16 protein-coding genes and 1 pseudogene are annotated in these 17,183 nt (G+C 48.4%); 11 read left to right on the forward strand and 6 right to left on the reverse strand.

Annotated features, from left to right (window positions below):
* Positions 1–60 precede the first annotated feature (60 nt).
* Genes BM091_RS03705 through BM091_RS03720 form a run of 4 tightly spaced genes read right to left on the reverse strand, consistent with a single transcriptional unit; the run spans position 61 to position 4,090 of the window.
* Entirely contained in the window at positions 61–1,272 is a 1,212-nt protein-coding gene (locus tag BM091_RS03705) for an ABC transporter permease (RefSeq protein WP_093393593.1), read from the reverse strand.
* Positions 1,269–1,964 (reverse strand): ABC transporter ATP-binding protein, encoded by a 696-nt coding sequence (locus BM091_RS03710; RefSeq protein WP_093393595.1) that lies wholly within the window; start codon positions 1,962–1,964, stop codon positions 1,269–1,271. Before BM091_RS03710 ends, BM091_RS03705 begins: the two co-directional genes overlap by 4 nt.
* A 13-nt stretch (positions 1,965–1,977) precedes the next feature.
* Positions 1,978–3,270, reverse strand: a complete 1,293-nt coding sequence (locus BM091_RS03715) for an efflux RND transporter periplasmic adaptor subunit (protein ID WP_093393596.1) — start codon at positions 3,268–3,270, stop codon at positions 1,978–1,980.
* Entirely contained in the window at positions 3,263–4,090 is an 828-nt protein-coding gene (locus BM091_RS03720) for a DUF169 domain-containing protein (RefSeq protein ID WP_093393598.1), read from the reverse strand. Before BM091_RS03720 ends, BM091_RS03715 begins: the two co-directional genes overlap by 8 nt.
* A gap of 217 nt (positions 4,091–4,307) precedes the next feature.
* On the opposite strand from BM091_RS03720, the gene BM091_RS03725 reads away from it, so the two are divergent.
* The gene (locus tag BM091_RS03725) at positions 4,308–5,447 is read left to right on the forward strand and encodes a pyridoxal phosphate-dependent aminotransferase (protein WP_177193515.1); all 1,140 of its coding nucleotides are present in this window, start codon (positions 4,308–4,310) and stop codon (positions 5,445–5,447) included.
* A gap of 21 nt (positions 5,448–5,468) precedes the next feature.
* Here the strand turns inward: BM091_RS03725 and BM091_RS03730 are convergent, their stop codons facing one another.
* Positions 5,469–6,809 carry an inositol-3-phosphate synthase gene (locus BM091_RS03730; RefSeq protein WP_093393601.1) on the reverse strand — a complete coding sequence of 447 codons (1,341 nt, stop codon included), beginning with the start codon at positions 6,807–6,809 and terminating at the stop codon, positions 5,469–5,471.
* Between the two features lie 245 nt (positions 6,810–7,054).
* On the opposite strand from BM091_RS03730, the gene BM091_RS03735 reads away from it, so the two are divergent.
* Together BM091_RS03735 and BM091_RS03740 are read left to right on the forward strand one after the other, a co-directional pair.
* Positions 7,055–8,386, forward strand: a complete 1,332-nt coding sequence (locus BM091_RS03735; RefSeq protein ID WP_093394258.1) for a glycerate kinase type-2 family protein — start codon at positions 7,055–7,057, stop codon at positions 8,384–8,386.
* A 31-nt stretch (positions 8,387–8,417) separates the two neighbouring features.
* Positions 8,418–9,110, forward strand: coding sequence for a hypothetical protein (locus tag BM091_RS03740; RefSeq protein WP_093393603.1), 693 nt, complete (start codon positions 8,418–8,420; stop codon positions 9,108–9,110).
* 2 nt (positions 9,111–9,112) lie between these two features.
* Here BM091_RS03740 and BM091_RS03745 read toward each other — a convergent pair whose 3' ends face one another.
* A complete protein-coding gene (locus BM091_RS03745; RefSeq protein WP_093393605.1) occupies positions 9,113–11,770 on the reverse strand; it encodes a 1-acyl-sn-glycerol-3-phosphate acyltransferase in 2,658 nt (885 codons plus the stop codon).
* 337 nt (positions 11,771–12,107) lie between these two features.
* On the opposite strand from BM091_RS03745, the gene BM091_RS03750 reads away from it, so the two are divergent.
* The 8 genes and pseudogenes from BM091_RS03750 to BM091_RS14055 all read left to right on the forward strand — a co-directional run.
* On the forward strand, positions 12,108–12,605 hold the full coding sequence (locus tag BM091_RS03750) for a metallophosphoesterase family protein (RefSeq protein ID WP_177193516.1): 498 nt from the start codon (positions 12,108–12,110) through the stop codon (positions 12,603–12,605).
* Positions 12,606–12,614: 9 nt separating this feature from the next.
* On the forward strand, positions 12,615–13,106 hold the full coding sequence (locus BM091_RS03755; protein WP_093393608.1) for an HIT family protein: 492 nt from the start codon (positions 12,615–12,617) through the stop codon (positions 13,104–13,106).
* Entirely contained in the window at positions 13,103–13,420 is a 318-nt protein-coding gene (locus BM091_RS03760) for a LapA family protein (RefSeq protein ID WP_093393609.1), read from the forward strand. The genes BM091_RS03755 and BM091_RS03760 overlap by 4 nt, the downstream gene beginning before the upstream one ends.
* A complete protein-coding gene (locus BM091_RS03765) occupies positions 13,417–13,719 on the forward strand; it encodes a hypothetical protein (protein ID WP_093393611.1) in 303 nt (100 codons plus the stop codon). The genes BM091_RS03760 and BM091_RS03765 overlap by 4 nt, the downstream gene beginning before the upstream one ends.
* A 90-nt stretch (positions 13,720–13,809) precedes the next feature.
* A complete protein-coding gene (locus BM091_RS03770) occupies positions 13,810–14,967 on the forward strand; it encodes an MFS transporter (RefSeq protein ID WP_093393612.1) in 1,158 nt (385 codons plus the stop codon).
* 19 nt (positions 14,968–14,986) lie between these two features.
* The gene (locus tag BM091_RS03775; RefSeq protein WP_093393614.1) at positions 14,987–15,832 is read left to right on the forward strand and encodes an HDOD domain-containing protein; all 846 of its coding nucleotides are present in this window, start codon (positions 14,987–14,989) and stop codon (positions 15,830–15,832) included.
* Positions 15,833–16,699, forward strand: coding sequence for an ABC transporter ATP-binding protein (locus tag BM091_RS03780; RefSeq protein WP_093393615.1), 867 nt, complete (start codon positions 15,833–15,835; stop codon positions 16,697–16,699).
* Between the two features lie 89 nt (positions 16,700–16,788).
* Positions 16,789–17,183 (forward strand): annotated as a pseudogene (locus tag BM091_RS14055) (hypothetical protein); the annotation flags it as partial.

Genomic DNA, 17,183 nt, shown 5'->3' on the forward strand with positions numbered 1-17,183 from the left:
GCTTAATACAAGAGCGGGGAGCTTTTCCATCCGCAGGTGGGGATGGAGGCTTTGGAGCCGTTACTCGTGCCTGAGGGCGTCAATGGGGTTTAGATGAGCGGCCCTTCGGGCGGGGAAGAAGCCGAATGCGATTCCTATAAGGGCAGAAAAGAGAAAAGCGATACCCACAATTAGGGGATCCAGGACAAAGGGAACCAGAAGAACCTTTGATAACCATACCGAGCATCCAAGGGCCAGAAAGATTCCTATGAAGCCGCCGAGAGATGAGATGACCGCAGATTCAACGAGAAACTGGAGCAACACGTCCCGGGGTAGTGCCCCTACGGCCATCCTTATACCGATTTCACGGGTTCTTTCGGTTACGGCGACCAGCATGATGTTCATTATACCGATCCCGCCTACAAGGAGGCTTACGGCGGCTATTGCCGCAAGCAAAGAAGTCATGGATTTCGTTGTGCCCGAAAGGACCTCGGCTATTTCTCTCATGTCCCGTACGTGAAAGTCGTCGAGTTCTCCGGGCCTTATGCGGCGTCTCTGCCTCATGAGGGCTTCGATGTCCGTCCTGACCTGCTCCATAAGGCTTTCGTCCAGAACCGAAACTTCTATACGGTTTATGTCGGTGTTGCCGGCGATGCGGCGGTGAAAGGCTTTTATGGGTATCAGAACGATGTCGTCTCTGTCCGTACCAAAGGATGAAAGTCCCTTTTCTTTCAGGACTCCTACCACTCTGTAGGCCTGTTTCTTGAGCCTGACTATTTTCCCGATGGGGTCCTCATAGGGAAAAAGCTCTTTTACGACCGTCTGCCCCAGAATGCAAACCGTCTTTCCGGCACGCTCTTCACCTTCGAGAAATACCCTGCCCTCTGCAATCTCCCAGTCCCTTACCTCAAAAAAACCATTGGTTGTGCCGAAAACTGATGTGAGCCTGTTGCGATTTCCGTATATAACCTGCATGGCCGTGCCGGCCATTGGAGCAACGGCCTCTATTCCGTAAATTTCTCTTTCGATAGCCCTTGCGTCGGAAAGATCAAATGGTGGTGCTTCGGCTCTGGCGCCTCCATGTCCCCGGGGAGCCTGCCCTACATGGACCATCAGTAAATTGCTGCCCAGGCTGGCTATCTGGCGGCGAACCTGTTCGGTTGCGCCATTACCCAGGGTAACCATCGTGATGACCGATGCAACGCCTATGATTATACCCAGGGATGTTAAAACCGACCTCAGAAGATTCCTTCTCAATTCCCGAAAGGCAATTATCAGCGCATCCCTTATCATCTTTTAGACTCCGGCCCATCGACGATTCTACCGTCAACAAAACGGATAATCCGTTTGGCATAGTTTGCCATTTCCGGCTCGTGGGTTACCATAACGATGGTGAGTTCGAGGTCTCTGTTTAAGGCCACGAGCAGTTTCATGATTTCATGGCTCATTTCACTGTCCAGGTTTCCCGTGGGCTCGTCGGCAAGGATCACCTCAGGCCTCGTGACGATTGCTCTGGCTATGGCCACTCTTTGCTGTTGGCCTCCCGACAGCTCCTGAGGTCTGTGATCAGCCCACCCGGAAAGTCCCACTACCTCCAGAGCTTCCGCCGCCATGGCGCGTCGCTCCTTTTTTGGGATTCTCCGGTAGATTAGCGGTAGCTCCACATTTTCCAGTGCGGTAGCACGGCTCAGTAGGTTGTAACTCTGGAATATAAACCCGATGTGGTGTCGTCTGAAAAGAGCCCGTTCGTTGGTGGAAAATTTTTCTACATGCTGGTCTTTGAAAATGTAGCTTCCCGAGGTTGGACTGTCCAGGCATCCGAGGATGTTGAGAAAGGTGGACTTACCGGAGCCACTGGCGCCCATTACCGCCACGAACTCGCCTTTGTCTATTTCTGCATCAATGCCTTTAAGGGCTTTGAAGGCGGCACTTCCTTTGCCGTAAACCTTGGTTATGCCCTTGAGCCTTATCAGGGGGCTTTTCATCCCTGGGATCTCCCTAGCTTTTACCGGAAGGCATAATACCCACAATAACGGCGTCTCCGGGTTTAATGTCACCCGACAGAACCTCGGTCTTTATCCCATCGGACTCTCCCGCAACTATTAGGCGCTTCTCCGGCCTGCCCTCGTTAAGCACCCATACATAAACCTGAGATCCCGAAGCCGCATGCCTGGCAACGCTCTCCGTGGAGTTTCCTCCTCGCCTCGGAAACCTGGGAAGCATCATACCGAGAAGCCCGCTTCTGGAATTTTTGTCTTCTCTATCCGTGTTTTTATCGGGCATGTGGAATCTCAACGCTGCGTTGGGGATCAGGGTAACATTCCTTTTCTCACTTACAATTATGTCGGCGGTGGCGGTCATTCCGGGAAGGAGCAATCCCTCCAGGTTTCGCACATAGAGAACGGTTTCATAGGTAACGACGCCATCACTCGTTTCCGGCGAAAGCCATATCTCTTTTACCTCCGCGTCGAATACTTTGTCAGGATACGCATCCACCGTGAAGGTCGCTTTTTGTCCGGGCCTGACCTTACCTATGTCGGCCTCATCCACGTCAACATGTAACTCCATCTCTTTAAGATCCCGGGCTATGATAAAAAGGGTAGGGGTCTGAAGGGATGCGGCTACCGTCTGGCCGGGTTCCACCTGTCTTGAAAGTACGATGCCGTCCATGGGTGAACGAATGATTGCTTTGGAAAGATTAATTTTGTTGTATTCCAGTTCTGCCTGGGCACTTGCGATCTCTGCCTTTGCGCTCATTTCGGCGGCGACGGCCTTGGCGAGCTGTGCCTCTACTTCGTCCATTTCTATCTGGGAAGGCGACTTCCCGCCCGTAAGTTTTCGTGCCCTCCGGTATTGTTCCAGCTTGCTTCTGGCAAGCTTTATGTCGGCCTGAGCCTCTTTTAACTTTGCCCGGGCAAGGTCGAGTTTTGCCTGCGACTGAAGCACCTGGGCTTCGAACTTTGAAGTATCAAGCCGTGCAAGAACCTGGTCCTTCTTCACAGGATCGTTATAATCAACCTCAACCGTTCGAATGGTTCCGGAAACTTCTACGCCCACTTCAACCTGATCCATGGGTTCCAGGGTTCCCGTTGCCGTAACCGTAACAGTAAGATCGCCTTTTTCAACCGGTTCTGTTCGAAACCGTGTTACATCTTCGGAGCCGGATATTCCGAAGATGCTGTTTCTGAAGATCATAAAAAAGAGCAGTGCCAGTGCGGCAAGGACTAACGCCATTCCCGCACGTTTTTTCCCTGCTTTACCGTGGGTGCTATCGTGGGCCATTTCATTCATGAGCCGTCCTCATAAGTTCTTTCCAGGTGTTCCTTTCGACAAAGCTTCCCTTCAGATTGGCTTCCATTTCCTGGAACAGTTTCCAGGGCAGAGCCAGGGTGAAGACATGGTCTCCCAGGTGTCTTCTTACGTAGTTTCTGGCGGAAATGTCCGTAAGACCCATAACAGCCCTTGGATGTTCCGACTCAGCCTCCCTGTAAGCAAAAATTCCAATAGTCTGACATCCAGCAGCATACGGTACGATTACATTTTCTATTCCTTTTCTGTTGTAGTTTGCAAGTATAATAAGGGCGGCAAGCTGATGTGGCCCTGCCGTGAAGACAACAACCCTGGGTGGGTTTTCAAATTCCTCGATTTTTTCCAGCGGGCACATAACGACGTATTTTTCGGTAATTTCCCGGAAGGGAAGTAATTGCAGGAATTCTTTAACTTCTTCAGGAGAGGCGAAATATCCTTCGCCGTTAAGGAACTCTTCGAGAAAGCTCTTGCTTGCACGATCTTTGAGTGCTTCAGCGACCTGCCTGCCCGTGTTGTGGTTTCTGTTACCGGTGGAAAGAAAATAAGAAAAGCATTCCTCTCCACCGGGGAAGTCTGCATATCGATTGCCAAAACCCAGACCGACTCCACCTCCCCAGCAGCCGAAGTTTTCCTTAGAAAAAACTGCCATGCTACCCTTTCGGGCGACTTCGGCGAAAAGCCACATTACACATCCCCATTTTCCGGGCCGGAATTTTCTGGCCTTCTCGGGCTCCCTGTTGGTCCAGATCAGGGATACGGGATGAAAGGGCAATCCCAGTGCCCGGGCGATTTTGCTCTCCATGACCGTCCCTCCCGTTTCGGGTTGAACCTTTCAGCTGATTCCAGTATTGCTGATAATACAAAATTATAACAACTCTGCGTACCCTAGATAGCAGGGCAATAGGTATGCCACCTGCTTCCGGTAAATATGGATTGAGCATTGTCGGAGAATTTAGATATAAGGAGCTTTCAAGGCCTGGTCAGGATTGTGTCGCCCATAGCAAGAGGAGATGGTTACTGTGATCGGTACTGCCTCTCATGGAGGAAACGTTTACGAAATATGTCGGAATTACGGCTGGAGTATCGACGAGATTGTCGATCTCAGTGCAAGCATAAATCCGCTTGGCCCTCCCGAGGGGCTTAAAGAGTACCTGTTGAGCCGCTTCGGCGAGATCGTCCATTATCCGGATATTCATAATCTAGAGCTGATTCGTGCTCTTGCAGAATACCACGGGCTACCGGAATCGGTTTTCGCCGTCGGTAATGGGTCGACAGAACTTCTTTTCTGGTTGCCCTTTGCTTTAAACTGGCGCCGTGTTGCCGTGGTCCTGCCCGTCTTTGGAGAATATCTCAGGAGTCTCGAAAATGCCGGGGTGATTATCAGAAAACTGAGGACTGCCTGGGAGACGGGATTTCAGCCCACCGTTGAGCAACTTGACGCCCTGGTACATGCGTCCAACCCCGATGTTGTGATACTCACCAATCCGGGCAGTCCATCAGGCACGCTTTTGTCCGGCGAAGTTCTGGATTACATAAAATGGAGCGTTAGAAAAAGGCAGAACTTCTGGCTGATTGACGAGGTATTCGTTGATTTCTGCGAGGAAAACTCCTTGAAAGAGCTTGCAGCCCGTGAACCTTTTCTGATGGTGATACGTTCTCTTACGAAGTTCTTTTCTCTTCCAGGCCTGAGGATTGGCTACATTGTAGCAGGTGCCGACATAATAAACAAACTGCGCCTTTTTGTTCCTCCCTGGTCAGTCAACATTTTTGCCCAACATGCGGCCGTTTTTTGTCTCAAAGACCGATCGTTTGTTGATAAGACCCTGTCTTTTTTCGATCGGGAGAAGAAAAGGGTTAAAGAGAAGTTGCTGGAAATTCGGGGGATAGAGTCATCGCCTTTTGCGGCGAATTATGTGCTTATCAGGCTGAAGGAGGAAATACCTCTTAACTCTACGGAGCTTCGAGAGCAGATGCTCCTGAGGCACAGAATTCTGATTAGAGATTGCAGAAATTTCGAAGGACTTTCGGACAGATACGTTAGGATTGCCTTGGGGCTTTCCAGCACTAATGAGCTCTGGGTACGCGCTCTACGGGATACCATCGGTGATTACCTTCCCGCGAATAGCAAGGAAAACCGGGCATTGGGGATGGGCAACTAACCTCCCATCCCCTGCAGATACTTACTCCATGTAATAATCCAGACCAAAATGAGTTATCTGTTCTTCTTTCATGAGATATCTTAAAGTATTTTTAAGCTTCATCAATTGAATGAAAAGGTCGTGTTCAGGGTAAAGGTTTTCTTTGTGCATGGGGCTTTTAAAGTAAAAAGACAACCACTCCTGGATACCGTTCATGTTGGCCCTCTGAGCCAGATCCATGAACAGTACCAGGTCTAAAACCAGCGGTGCAGCCAGAATGCTGTCTCTACACTGAAAATCTATCTTTATTTGCATGGGGTAGCCGAGCCATCCGAAGATGTCTATACAATCCCAGCCTTCTTTATTGTCCCCTCTGGGTGGGTAGTAATTTATGGTGACCTTGTGATAGTAGTTTTTGTAAAGTGTTGGATAGAGTTGGGGTTGCAGAATGTAATCCAGAACGGAAAGCTTGCTTTCTTCCTTGGTTTTGAAGGAGTCTTTATCGTCCAGAACCAGGCCGTCTCTGTTTCCGAGGATGTTGGTTGAGTACCATCCTTCGAGTCCCAGGAGCCTTGCTTTGAGGCCAGGGGCGATTATGGTTTTCATGAGTGTCTGGCCGGTTTTGAAGTCTTTGCCTGCAATGGGTACCTTGTTCTTCTTCGCCAGTTCAATTAGGGCGGGGATGTCCACAGTGAGGTTAGGAGCGCCGTTTACGAAGGGGATGTTTAGCTCCAGGGCAGCCAGAGCGTAAAGCATGCTGGGAGCAATTCGCTCGTCGCTTTTTTCAAGGGCTTCCAGAAAAGCGGGAAGCGACGAATGTACGTCCTCCGGCTTCATGTAAACCTCGGTGCTTCCGCACCAGATCATGACGCAACGATCCACCCCTTGTGTTTTCTGGAAATTTCGTATGTCTTCCTTTAACTGTTCGACAAGATCCCGGAGATTTTTTCCTTTTTTTACGTGGTTGCCATCGAGGTTCCGTACAAAGCGCCTGTCGAATACGGCAGGCATTGGTGTTATTGAAGCAAGGAAATCTTTTATGGGTTCGATGTGGTCCTTCTGAAGAACCTTTGCGAATTGAGCCGCTTCGTAAAGGTTGGCGTCGTAAATGTCCCAACCCGCAAAAACCAGGTCGTTTATGTCGGCAAGGGGTACGAAATCTTTGATTCTTGGGGTTCTGTATTCGTAGCGCTTTCCGAGCCTGATGGTTCCAAGCTGAGTTAGTGATCCTACGGGCTCGCCAAGACCCCGGCGCACGAGTTCAACCCCTGCGATAAAGGTTGTGCTGACGGCTCCGCCAATTCCGGGAATAAGGACACCCAGTTTGCCTCGGGGCTCCAGTATTTCTTCTTTTCTTCTGATTTCCTGTTCTTTCAATGCCATACCCTCCGTGTGGTCTCTGGATTTTAATTCCCGGCCCGCTTAAATAATTCATCGGGTCTAAATATTTACCACAGAGCCTTCCGAAAAGAAACTTTTCCTTAGTTGATTTTGTCACAGCAGGTAGAGGGGGCTTTCGAAGGGATTTTTATTTCAATTGAATCGATGTAAAACTGAGATCAACGGAGGCTCAAATGGGGGATGGGATACGGTGTAAACTGCATCATTGCAAATTAAAGGGGAATGTCATGTCGATTAAACAGGATCTCGTAGCAATTTTTCAAGCAGGGTTAAAAGCGGTGGATCCGGAGGTGGCTATAAAGCGCCATGTAAGAAAAGAAGGCTCCCTTCTCATTCTGGGTTCTCATAGTGTTGATCTGAAGGAAATCGAACGCGTGTACGTGATCGGAGCAGGGAAGGGCACAGCCCCGATGGCAGTAGCCCTTGAAGATATTCTCGGAGAACGAATTTCCGATGGGGCCGTTACGGTAAAATACGGGCATGGTTTGCCGTTAAGGAGAATTCGCCTTTTTGAAGCAGGTCATCCGGTGCCCGATGAAGCCGGCGTTCGGGCAACGGAAGAGCTACTGAGGATTGCTCGCAAGGCGGGAGATAAAGATCTTATCATTGCGGCCTTCTCCGGAGGTGGAAGCGCACTGACGCCGGCTCCGGTTGCTCCTGTGGGACTTGAGGAAAAACAGGAAGTGACCAGATTACTGCTTGCGTGCGGTGCGACCATCGGTGAAATCAACGCCATAAGAAAGCATCTGTCGAGAATAAAAGGTGGTGGGCTCGCCAGAGCCGCTTATCCTGCCCGGATCTTTTCTCTAATTCTTTCCGACGTGGTCGGTGATCTTCTGGATGTGATAGCTTCTGGACCGACAGCGCCAGATCCGACCACTTTTGAAGACTGTTTACGCATAATAGACAAATACGGCATTCGTCCGGATGTGCCCGAAAAGGTTCTGAAGGTGCTGGAGGAAGGAGTGGCCGGTGTCAGACCCGAGACTCCCAAAAAGGGTGACCCCGTATTCAACAACGTCGTCAATCTGATTGTCGGTAATAACTTTATGGCTCTCGATGCAGCTCAACAAGAGGCCACAAAACGAGGTTACAGAACCCTTATAATGACGTCAAGGATGGAAGGAGAAGCCAGAGAAGTTGCGAAGGTCATCTCGGCCATAGCCAAAGAATGTGCAGCCACTGGGAGGCCCGTTTCTCCGCCTGCCTGTTTCCTTTTCGGTGGGGAAACGACGGTTACCATAAAGGGAGATGGCCTCGGGGGCAGGAATCAGGAGTTAGCACTGGCCTGTGCCGTCGAGCTCGACGGCTGGAATAATATATGGGTTCTTAGCGCAGGAACGGACGGAACGGATGGTCCTACGGATGTTGCAGGAGCCTTTGCCGATGGACAAACAGTATCGAAAGCCCGAAATGCCGGAATAGATGCTCTGGACTATCTCAGACGAAACGATTCTTTCAACTTTTTTAAGGCAACCGGCGACCATTTACATATAGGCCCAACTCGGACTAATGTGATGGATATGGTGTGTGTGATAGTAGCTGCGTCCGGCTCTTGATATTGAGGGTGTTTCGCAAGGGTCGGTAGTCATGCTGAATCGAATGTCCGGTGATCTTAAAAAGAGAAAGGAAAGCCTTCGAAAGGGTGAAAGGAAAGAAATCGAAAATGGGGCACTGGCGAAGGAAACTCAATGGGAGCCTCTAAGAAAAGACGAAGGCGCTTCTTTCTGTACTCATAGGTTTGTGGAAGTTAGCCCCATTTATGCGGAATTTCGCAGATCGCCGACCCTCAAAATTTGCTACCTGCTCTTATCCCTGCTGGGGGCGGGAATTGGCGGAACTATTTTGGTTGTGACTATAAGAGCAGGATCCTCAGGGAGCGACAGAGTATTCCTTTTATTACCTGTTGTTGCCGGATTTTTGTTTTGCCTGATCGGCCTGGTGAAGCTGGCTCAAAAGAGGCGTCTCATTTTTGACAGAGCCGCGGGCGTATTTCGCAGAGAGGGGTATCCCGGTATTGAGGTTCCGCTGGATCAAATTAAAGCAATCCAGATTATATCGAAAACCAGCGGAGCGATAGGCGGCCGTTTTCGCAGTCACGAACTTAATCTGGTACTTAAAAGTGGCGATAGAGTGAATGTCGTTGATCACGGCAGTGTAGGGAAGATAAGAGAGGATGCGGAGAAACTTGCTCGGTTTCTGGGAGTGCAGGTCTGGGATGCCGGTGATGATGAAGAATTTTCTAAATTCGGCGGATGGTTTATCCGCGGTAAAGGTTATTGATGCTATCCATCACGCCTCAAAAAACGACCTACTTTCCGCAGCATAGCAGATATTTCGTCATATCTCGGCCCTTTTACAAAAAATTCTTTCGGTTCGGTTTTTTCCTTACCCTCTCGTTCGACACTCTTCCCCAGGTAATCCTCTTCTTCGAAGAGTTTTAAAGCATTCTCGTACATTATTTTGGAAATGGATTCGGGCCTTTCAATAAATCCCAGTTTTAAGGCCTTACGCCCTTCGGCAAGGATCTTCTTAACGAACTCTCTGTCCTGATATTTTTCCTTTTTTTCCAGGAATCTCAATCCTCTGAGACATATCCAGTAACCTTCCAGATAATTTTGAATTATCGATGCAAAAATCTCGCAGGCCCTCAAACCTTCGTGTTTGAGTTCAAATTCGCCTTCTGAGCCGAGATTTACGATCCAATTTTGCCTTAAGAGAAAATCACAGGCGTTTTCGATGTTTTTTTCGTCTGGTATGTCGTTGTCGTAGGCAAATTCGTGTTTAAAGAGTTTTTTGAGAAACCGGTAATCTTCAAGGATATGTTCCAATTTCGGGCGGAAGGTCTTCTGGGCAATTATTGAAGCTGATACGAAGGAAAGGGGAAGGAAAAAGTGGATGATGTTGTTTTTGTAGTATTCCAGTATGTGTCTTTTCTTTTCTTCAATAGAAATAAGTATATCTTCTTCCGAATCTTCGGGTTCACGGATTCTCTCGATAACCTTGCTTTTTTCCAGATCGGTCAGGGTTTCTTCCAGCATGGAATCGTAGTTGTTAAAGGTTCTGGAGAATTTTACGTTTATGAAGGACAGATACTCAAGCATGGTTCGCATCGTGAGCTTTAACGTGATGAGCGAGATGCCGGACCGGGACGTGGTTAACAGGGAAGATGAAACCAGAGCATGGGGTGTGACAACGGATACGTTATTAATGCTGTTAATGATTCTGAAAGCAAAGTCACGATAAACTTCGTGACGCTCTCTGGGGCGCATCTTTTTCAGGTTCAGTTTGTTTCTTTCAAGGTATTGGGCAAGAGATATGGGTTTTGCGAACCTGACATATACTCGGCCGTATTTTCTCTTGAGAAAACGTCTCAGTCCAAAAAGCTGTTTTATGTTTTCTGCCTGTTTGCTTCCTCCTGTTATCTCGTGTACATAAGACTCTTCTTCGGGTATCCTATCGTAACATATGGCCGTGGGCACAAAAACCAGATCGCTGCAATAACCTTCTTCTACGGCCTGTATGAGGATGGACAGAAGGCCGAGCTTTGGGAGTATGAGCTTTCCGGTACGGCTTCTACCGCCTTCTATGAAAAATTCTATGTTATGACCCAGGTGAACCATCGTTTTCACGTAGAGTGAGAACACTTCGGCATAGAATCGTTGACCTCTGAAGGTCCTCCTGATGAAGAAGGCTCCTCCTCGGCGGAAAATGGGCCCCAGTGGCCAGAAGGAAAGGTTTTTGCCGGCAGCAATAAAGGGTGGAGAAAGATTGGCCTGAAAAAGAACGTAAGAAAGTATCAGGTAATCGATGTGGCTTTTATGACAGGGTATGTATACCAGAGTATGACGCTGGGCAGCTTTTTTTACTTTACGAAGGCCTTCTTCGTCTATTTCGATCCCGTCGAAAATCGTATTCCATGCCCATCTGAGCGCTCTTTCCATTATCTTAATCAGGGAGTAGCTATAGTCTGCTGCGATTTCCTCGAGGTATTTGTCGGCCTCACGGTATATGTCCCAGATTTTTCGACCTGTTGATTTGGCCTTTCTACGCATGTAGGTTTGGAGCTTCGGGTTATTCAGGATAATTTCTTTCAATTCCAGTTTGGATTTCAATGCGGGTCCTAGAATACTTTTATAGATGCTGTTTACGGAGTCCAGAAGGTTTCTGCGGAGCTGAAAGATCTGGGTTCTTCTTTCAGATGAAATGGGTGAGAGTTCCGTCAGCACATCTTTAAGATTTACCGGGTCGCCTATTTCTATTACCGCATGACGGTAACCTCTCAAGAATGAGAAGGTTTTTCTCAATATTCCCGGATTTTTTTGTGTGAACCATGAAGATTTGTCGTTGAAGGACTCTCTGCCGGGATGTCGGCTGTAGACAACCGCACAGGGTACAATGTAGATGGGTTTTTCCGTTGATGACTGAATTTCAATCAGGTGTTGCAGGGGATCTTCTCCGAAGGCAATTGCCCGCCTTGATTGGGTTTCTGTCGTAAGCAGGAATAATGCTCCGGTTTTTCCTTCTTCAATAAGTTTTTTGTAGTGACCGTCCTCGTAAGGGTTTGGAAGGGCGCTGTGTTTGAGATAGTGTGTCAGGTGGGCTATCCGCAACGACCATGCATCGACAAAGGGCCTCAGCCGATAGGGGCGCATGTCAAAGACGAATTCCGGGTGAGGCAAACCCATCTGGAAGAGTCTCGTCTTTATGTAGAGCAGGTCAAAAAGGGATTGGAACCTCAGTGCGTAAACAATGACGCCCTGCTTTGAAAGTTCCTCAAGCACCTTTTGTTGATCCGGGGGCATTTTGCCAAGTCTAATAAGTCGTTCCAGAATAAACCTTAAAGGATAAAAAGGGCGTTCGGGAATTGTGCATCCATATTTATTATGACCCTCTAGGTCTTTTGTTTCTTCTGTGACGTCCTTTGCAGGAATCTTGTTCATGATAAAACTCCAAGATATTTTTTACTTCCCGGCAGTCAGAGGGCTGGAGGTTCCGGATAAAAATGCCGGGAGATCATCTGATACAACAACGATGGGTTCTGTGCAAGGCAATTTGCGGCCGGGTTTTCTCGGTTCATAGGAGCAAAGGTGTTTAAAATTCGACATGGGTCCGATAACATGCAAGAATTTCGCGGAAATGCCCTTGTGGAAGAAGCAAAACTCTGTACGGAATCGAAGTTACATCGGGTGAAGGTATAAAGGTCTTGTATATGTCTGTCTCCGTGGGCTATTAACGTTTTGGGGAAGGGCAAAGGTACTTTTCGGTATGGATGCGGATATGAAGATTGTGGTGTTGTCGGACACACATCTCACAGGTGTTACGGAAGAGCTGGAGCTCATCTGTAGCAGATATTGCGAAGGGGCGGATATGGTTATTCATCTTGGAGACTGGACGTCTCCGGTTGTGCTGGATTACTTCATGCAGTATCATCTTGAAGGGGTTGCAGGAAATTCAGATCATCCGGCGATTATTTCTAGTTTGCCTCTAAAGAAGATTATAACCGTTGGATCTTTTCGGGTGGGCCTTATACACGGTTGGGGCTCCTACTCCAACCTCAGAGGCTCTATCCGGGAAGCTTTCCGAGATGTTATCAACTCGCTTGATGCCGTATTCTACGGACATTCTCACGTTCCCTATTACGGCCGAGAAAACGGGCTGATCTGGTTAAATCCCGGTTCTCTTTTTAAAGGGCGTGGTGTTGTTCAGAGTAGCCTGGCTCTGGTGGAAGTAAGTGGTGGGGCTCGATTTGATGTTCGACTAATTGAGCTGATGTGAGGTGAAATAATGAAAAATCTGTGGGCTCCGTGGCGTATTGATTACATACTCGGGAAACGTGAACCCTACTGCATTTTCTGCCCCGAAGGGGGAGGCCTCAGTGATGAAGAACGCCTGATACTCTATCGGGGCAAAAGAATAATGGTCGTTATGAACAAATATCCTTACAACAACGGTCATCTTCTCATTGCTCCCTGGCGTCATGTGTCCGACATTACGGAACTTAGCCGTGACGAGTTACTTGACATAAACCTGTGTATTCAGCACAGTGTTTCCATACTTCGTAAGGTCATGAAGCCCACGGGTTTTAACATAGGCCTCAATCTCGGTGAGTCTGCCGGGGCAGGCATAAAGGAGCATATCCATTTTCATGTGGTACCGAGGTGGGACGGCGACACCAATTTTATGGCCGCTCTTGCCGACATAAGGTGCATACCTGAACATTTAAGAAGCACCTATGAAAAACTCAGGCCTTACTTTCAAAAGGAGGTATCGTTATGATCAGGGCTTTCAGGTGGATTACTACCCTGCTTGTGGCAGGGCTTGCAGCCTTGTTTATTAAGCAAAATATGCCGACCTTTTCCATGGAAGTTCCTTTCCACTACGACCTTTACATCCGCCAGAAGATGATGTGGTACAGTTCGATAGGCGATATCGTTCTGATCTCTTTGCTGATTGGGGTGGTTGCGGGGCTTTTTGTGGGCATAAAGCTTTATTGGGGTAAACGACGAGAGGTTAATGAACTGAAACGAAAAATGACGGAAGAAGAGAAAGTACCTCAACAGGTAAGTAGCGAAGCAGGAGGGACCGGATGATGTCTCAGAGGTCAGAAGCCCCAGTGGAGGTCCGAACAGGGGAGGCAGGGCTTCTTGCCTTTTTCAGGCTTTATCTGGAAGTCGAGGGACAAAGACGTTATCTTGGTCTGGTTAACCATGTACGAATTCTGGATAATTCTTCAAACCCTACACCTTATCCTCACATGGTGAGATTTTGGGATGGTGAAAATTACAGGTTTCTTGAGGGAGATGTTCATATTGACGAAGACCGTGAGGGTTTTGTCTTGAGCATGGGCGGTTCCAAGCGCTACATCTTCAGGCTCCTTCGGAGAAGTTAATCCAAGTATTGTTATGGGCATTTATCCCAATGGCCGGTAGGCACGAAGTGCCATTGGGTTTTTTTACGTCCGCACAGGAAGGAAGTCTCCATGGTTTCTCTCAAGCCTCGTCATTTCGGTATTTTGCTCTTCGGCAGAGCTTTGTTGAACATGAGTTACAGGATGGTTTACCCTTTTCTTCCGGCGCTATCCCGGGGTATTGGTGTGGGCTTCGAAGAACTTGCCATTCTGGCGACATTGCGTTCTGCCTGTGGCCTGGTAAGCCCTTTTCTGGGATTTTTTCTCGATAAGGGAAGTTACCGGTTCGGGTTGTTTGTGGGAATTTTAATAATTCTGGTCGGTGCTCTGGGAATTTTTTTACTGCCTGCCTACTGGGGTATTATTTCCTTTTTTATTTCGACCGGTCTGGCAAAGGCCGTATATGACCCGGCAGTTCAGGCCTATGTAAGCAGTTTTTTCCCTTACGAAACCAGGGCCAGGGGTATCGGTATCGTCGAGACTGCCTGGGCGACGAGCTGGTTTGTGGGTATGCCGATCTGTGCCTTTGTGCTGGATGCATGGGGCTGGAGGGGACCCTTTCTGGTAATTGCGTTATGGGGTTGTCTTGCCGCTTTTTTGATACATGCCCTTCCCGCAGAGCGTCGCGTTGTTGTGCCGCGAGGATACGGTGTCACAGTCCTGAGTAAACCATTCTGGGTGCTAACTATGTCTTTTCTTATGATGTTTTCAAATGAAAATTTAATTATCGTTTACGGTGCCTGGATGGAAGAGGCCTTCGGCCTCAGACTGGGTGCACTGGGAGTCTTGTCTTTTATCATCGGTAGCGGAGAACTGGCAGGAGAAGCCCTTGTGGCTCTTATAGGTGACCGGCTTGGGAAAAAACGGATTCTGACGACGGGATTATCGGGGCTGGCCCTGGTCTACTTGCTTATTCCTTATGTTAGTGCGAGCATAGAGGCAGTGGTTTTCGTGCTCTGGCTTATGTTCTTTTTTTCAGAAGTTGCCGTTGTATCGTCCTTTGCCTTTGTTTCTGAAGTCGTTCCAGAGGCAAAGGGTTATATTTTATCGATCAATTATGCCTGTGGGCTTACGGGTCGGCTTATCGGTTCTATAACCGGGCCCACCGTGTGGCACTGGTCGGGTAATATTACTTTTAATGCCCTGTTGTCCTTCTCGGCCGCTTTACTTGCGTTTTTGTGCTTGAAATATTATTCACACAGAGCAAGGTCTCAGAGTGTAAAAGGTTAAAAAATAGGGGAAGTTTAAAATGAAGGCGTCTCCACTTTTAAAAAAGATCGTTTCCGTTACCGGAGATCTTCCCACGATTCCTCATACTGCGCAATTGGTTATGCAGAAATTGAGTGATCCTGAAGTGAGTCCAAAGGAACTCGAGAAGATTATCCTGCAGGACCCGGCACTCACTGCTAGGATACTCAAGCTTGCAAATTCTCCATTCTACGGGCGTCCCAGAACCATAAAGACTGTAAGCGAAGCCACTGTGGTGATCGGGCTTAACACTTTGAAGTCCATAGTAGTTGCATCGGCCGTAAGAGAAATGATCAAGCCTTTTGGGCTTACGGAGAAACTGCTCTGGGAGCATTCCGTATCGGTTGGTTTTATCGTCCGCTATCTTGCGGAGAAGCTTCGTTTCAGGCGGACAGAGGAGGCTTTCCTCGCAGGGTTGTTACACGATATAGGTAAGGTGGTGTTGCAGCTCAAAGCTCCAAGCAAAATGTATATTGTAATACAGGAACTTTATACCGGTGCGGAGACGGATTCAATAGGTGTTGAGAATCTTGTGTTCGGCTTTGCTCATGTCCATGTAGGTCAACTTCTCGCCAGAAAGTGGCAGTTTGCGCAGGAAATTGAAGAAGCCATAGGTTACCATCACTGGCCCGGCAGGGCTAAGATCAGTCCTGAGCTTGCACATCTTGTTCATCTGGGCAATAGTTTTGCTCACAAGCTGGAAATCGGCCCCATAAAAACGCCGGATCTTGATCTTGCAGAGCAGGTAAGTGCCCGGTTCTTTCAGCTTGATCAGGAGTTGATTGAAGAGTTCTTAAACGATTGCTCTTCGAAAATTCAGAACGAGATGGGGGATATTTTGTCGTAGATGGCCGAATCAGCCGCCACAAAGCCTGTCGCAATTGAAATCAGGGGCCTGAAAAAGCGCTATCGGCAGGTGGAAGCTCTGAAGGGGATTACCCTTAAAGTAAAAGAAGGTGAGCTCTTTGCTTACCTGGGACCAAACGGGTCCGGGAAGACGACAACCATAAAAATCCTCGTTGGGCTTGCCAGAGCCTCAGAAGGAGAGGCCTTCGTCAACGGCTATAATGTTGAAAAAGAGTCTATTAATGCCAAACGCCAGTGCGGATATGTACCCCAGGCAATAAATCTCGATCACGAACTGACCGTTGAGGAAAACCTGGATATTCACGGACGTCTCTTTGATATGAGTCGATCTTATCGGCGCGAGCGTATTGATTATCTTCTGGAATATGTCGGTCTGAAGGATAGAAAAAAAAGTCCCGTTAAAGAGCTGTCAGGCGGGATGAAACGTCGGGTGATGATTGCCAGGGCTTTGCTTCATGAGCCCAAGGTCCTCTTTTTGGATGAACCCACGGTTGGGCTCGATCCTGCAATCAGACGCAAAATTTGGGCACTTGTAAAGAAGATCCAGATGGATGGAACGACGATATTTCTCACAACTCACTACATTGAAGAGGCCGAATTTCTGGCCGATCGGGTGGCTTTTTTATCCGAAGGAACAATTATTACAGTGGGAAAACCCCAGGAACTGATCGACGACCTTGGGCGTTGGGCTCTCGATGTGGTGGAAAATGAACGGATGCATACCCTGTATTTTCCAACGCAAGAAGAGGCCAAACGGCATGCGGTTCTCCATCCAGGAGCTTTTTCCGTCCGGCGGGTTAATCTCGAAGATGTCTTTTTATCGCTTACGGGTCAGAGAGTAGGCTGAGCGGGTTTCCGGGATTGTTTACTTTGCCTTGGAATTCACTGAACCGTGAGATAATATGAAAACAAAAATCGGCCTGAGGGATTTGTTCGATGGGAGCGATAGGAAACGAGCAAATAAAAGAGATCATAGTTCGGGAACTGCCCAGGATCATTGAGACCGATCCCGAGGTGCAGGAACTTATTTTGAAATTATCCAGGCAGTACTTTGCCGACAAGAAGGAAACGGAGAGCCGATTTGATCGCCTGCTTGAAGAACTAAGGCGTGATCGTGAAGAATTTAACCGCAGGTGGGACGAGCATATTAAGAGACTGGAGGAACAGTGGAGGGAGCAGGCGCGAAAATGGGAGGAGCAGGAGAGGAAGTGGGAGGAGCAGGTACGCAGATGGCACGAGCAGGATAAGAAGTGGGAGGAGCAGGTACGCAGGTGGCATGAGCAGGATAAGAAATGGGAAGAGCAGGTACGCAGATGGCACGAGCAGGATAA

Origin of the sequence: Thermodesulforhabdus norvegica (assembly GCF_900114975.1) — a bacterium.
Lineage (GTDB): Bacteria > Desulfobacterota > Syntrophobacteria > Syntrophobacterales > Thermodesulforhabdaceae > Thermodesulforhabdus > Thermodesulforhabdus norvegica.

Coding starts and splice junctions, on each gene's coding strand:
- BM091_RS03705 (WP_093393593.1), bottom strand. CDS start 1,272: ATGATAAGGGATGCGCTGATAATTGCCTTTCGGGAATTGAGAAGGAAT.
- BM091_RS03710 (WP_093393595.1), bottom strand. CDS start 1,964: ATGAAAAGCCCCCTGATAAGGCTCAAGGGCATAACCAAGGTTTACGGC.
- BM091_RS03715 (WP_093393596.1), bottom strand. CDS start 3,270: ATGAATGAAATGGCCCACGATAGCACCCACGGTAAAGCAGGGAAAAAA.
- BM091_RS03720 (WP_093393598.1), bottom strand. CDS start 4,090: ATGGAGAGCAAAATCGCCCGGGCACTGGGATTGCCCTTTCATCCCGTA.
- BM091_RS03730 (WP_093393601.1), bottom strand. CDS start 6,809: ATGGCATTGAAAGAACAGGAAATCAGAAGAAAAGAAGAAATACTGGAG.
- BM091_RS03735 (WP_093394258.1), top strand. CDS start 7,055: ATGTCGATTAAACAGGATCTCGTAGCAATTTTTCAAGCAGGGTTAAAA.
- BM091_RS03740 (WP_093393603.1), top strand. CDS start 8,418: ATGCTGAATCGAATGTCCGGTGATCTTAAAAAGAGAAAGGAAAGCCTT.
- BM091_RS03745 (WP_093393605.1), bottom strand. CDS start 11,770: ATGAACAAGATTCCTGCAAAGGACGTCACAGAAGAAACAAAAGACCTA.
- BM091_RS03750 (WP_177193516.1), top strand. CDS start 12,108: ATGAAGATTGTGGTGTTGTCGGACACACATCTCACAGGTGTTACGGAA.
- BM091_RS03755 (WP_093393608.1), top strand. CDS start 12,615: ATGAAAAATCTGTGGGCTCCGTGGCGTATTGATTACATACTCGGGAAA.
- BM091_RS03760 (WP_093393609.1), top strand. CDS start 13,103: ATGATCAGGGCTTTCAGGTGGATTACTACCCTGCTTGTGGCAGGGCTT.
- BM091_RS03765 (WP_093393611.1), top strand. CDS start 13,417: ATGATGTCTCAGAGGTCAGAAGCCCCAGTGGAGGTCCGAACAGGGGAG.
- BM091_RS03770 (WP_093393612.1), top strand. CDS start 13,810: ATGGTTTCTCTCAAGCCTCGTCATTTCGGTATTTTGCTCTTCGGCAGA.
- BM091_RS03775 (WP_093393614.1), top strand. CDS start 14,987: ATGAAGGCGTCTCCACTTTTAAAAAAGATCGTTTCCGTTACCGGAGAT.
- BM091_RS03780 (WP_093393615.1), top strand. CDS start 15,833: ATGGCCGAATCAGCCGCCACAAAGCCTGTCGCAATTGAAATCAGGGGC.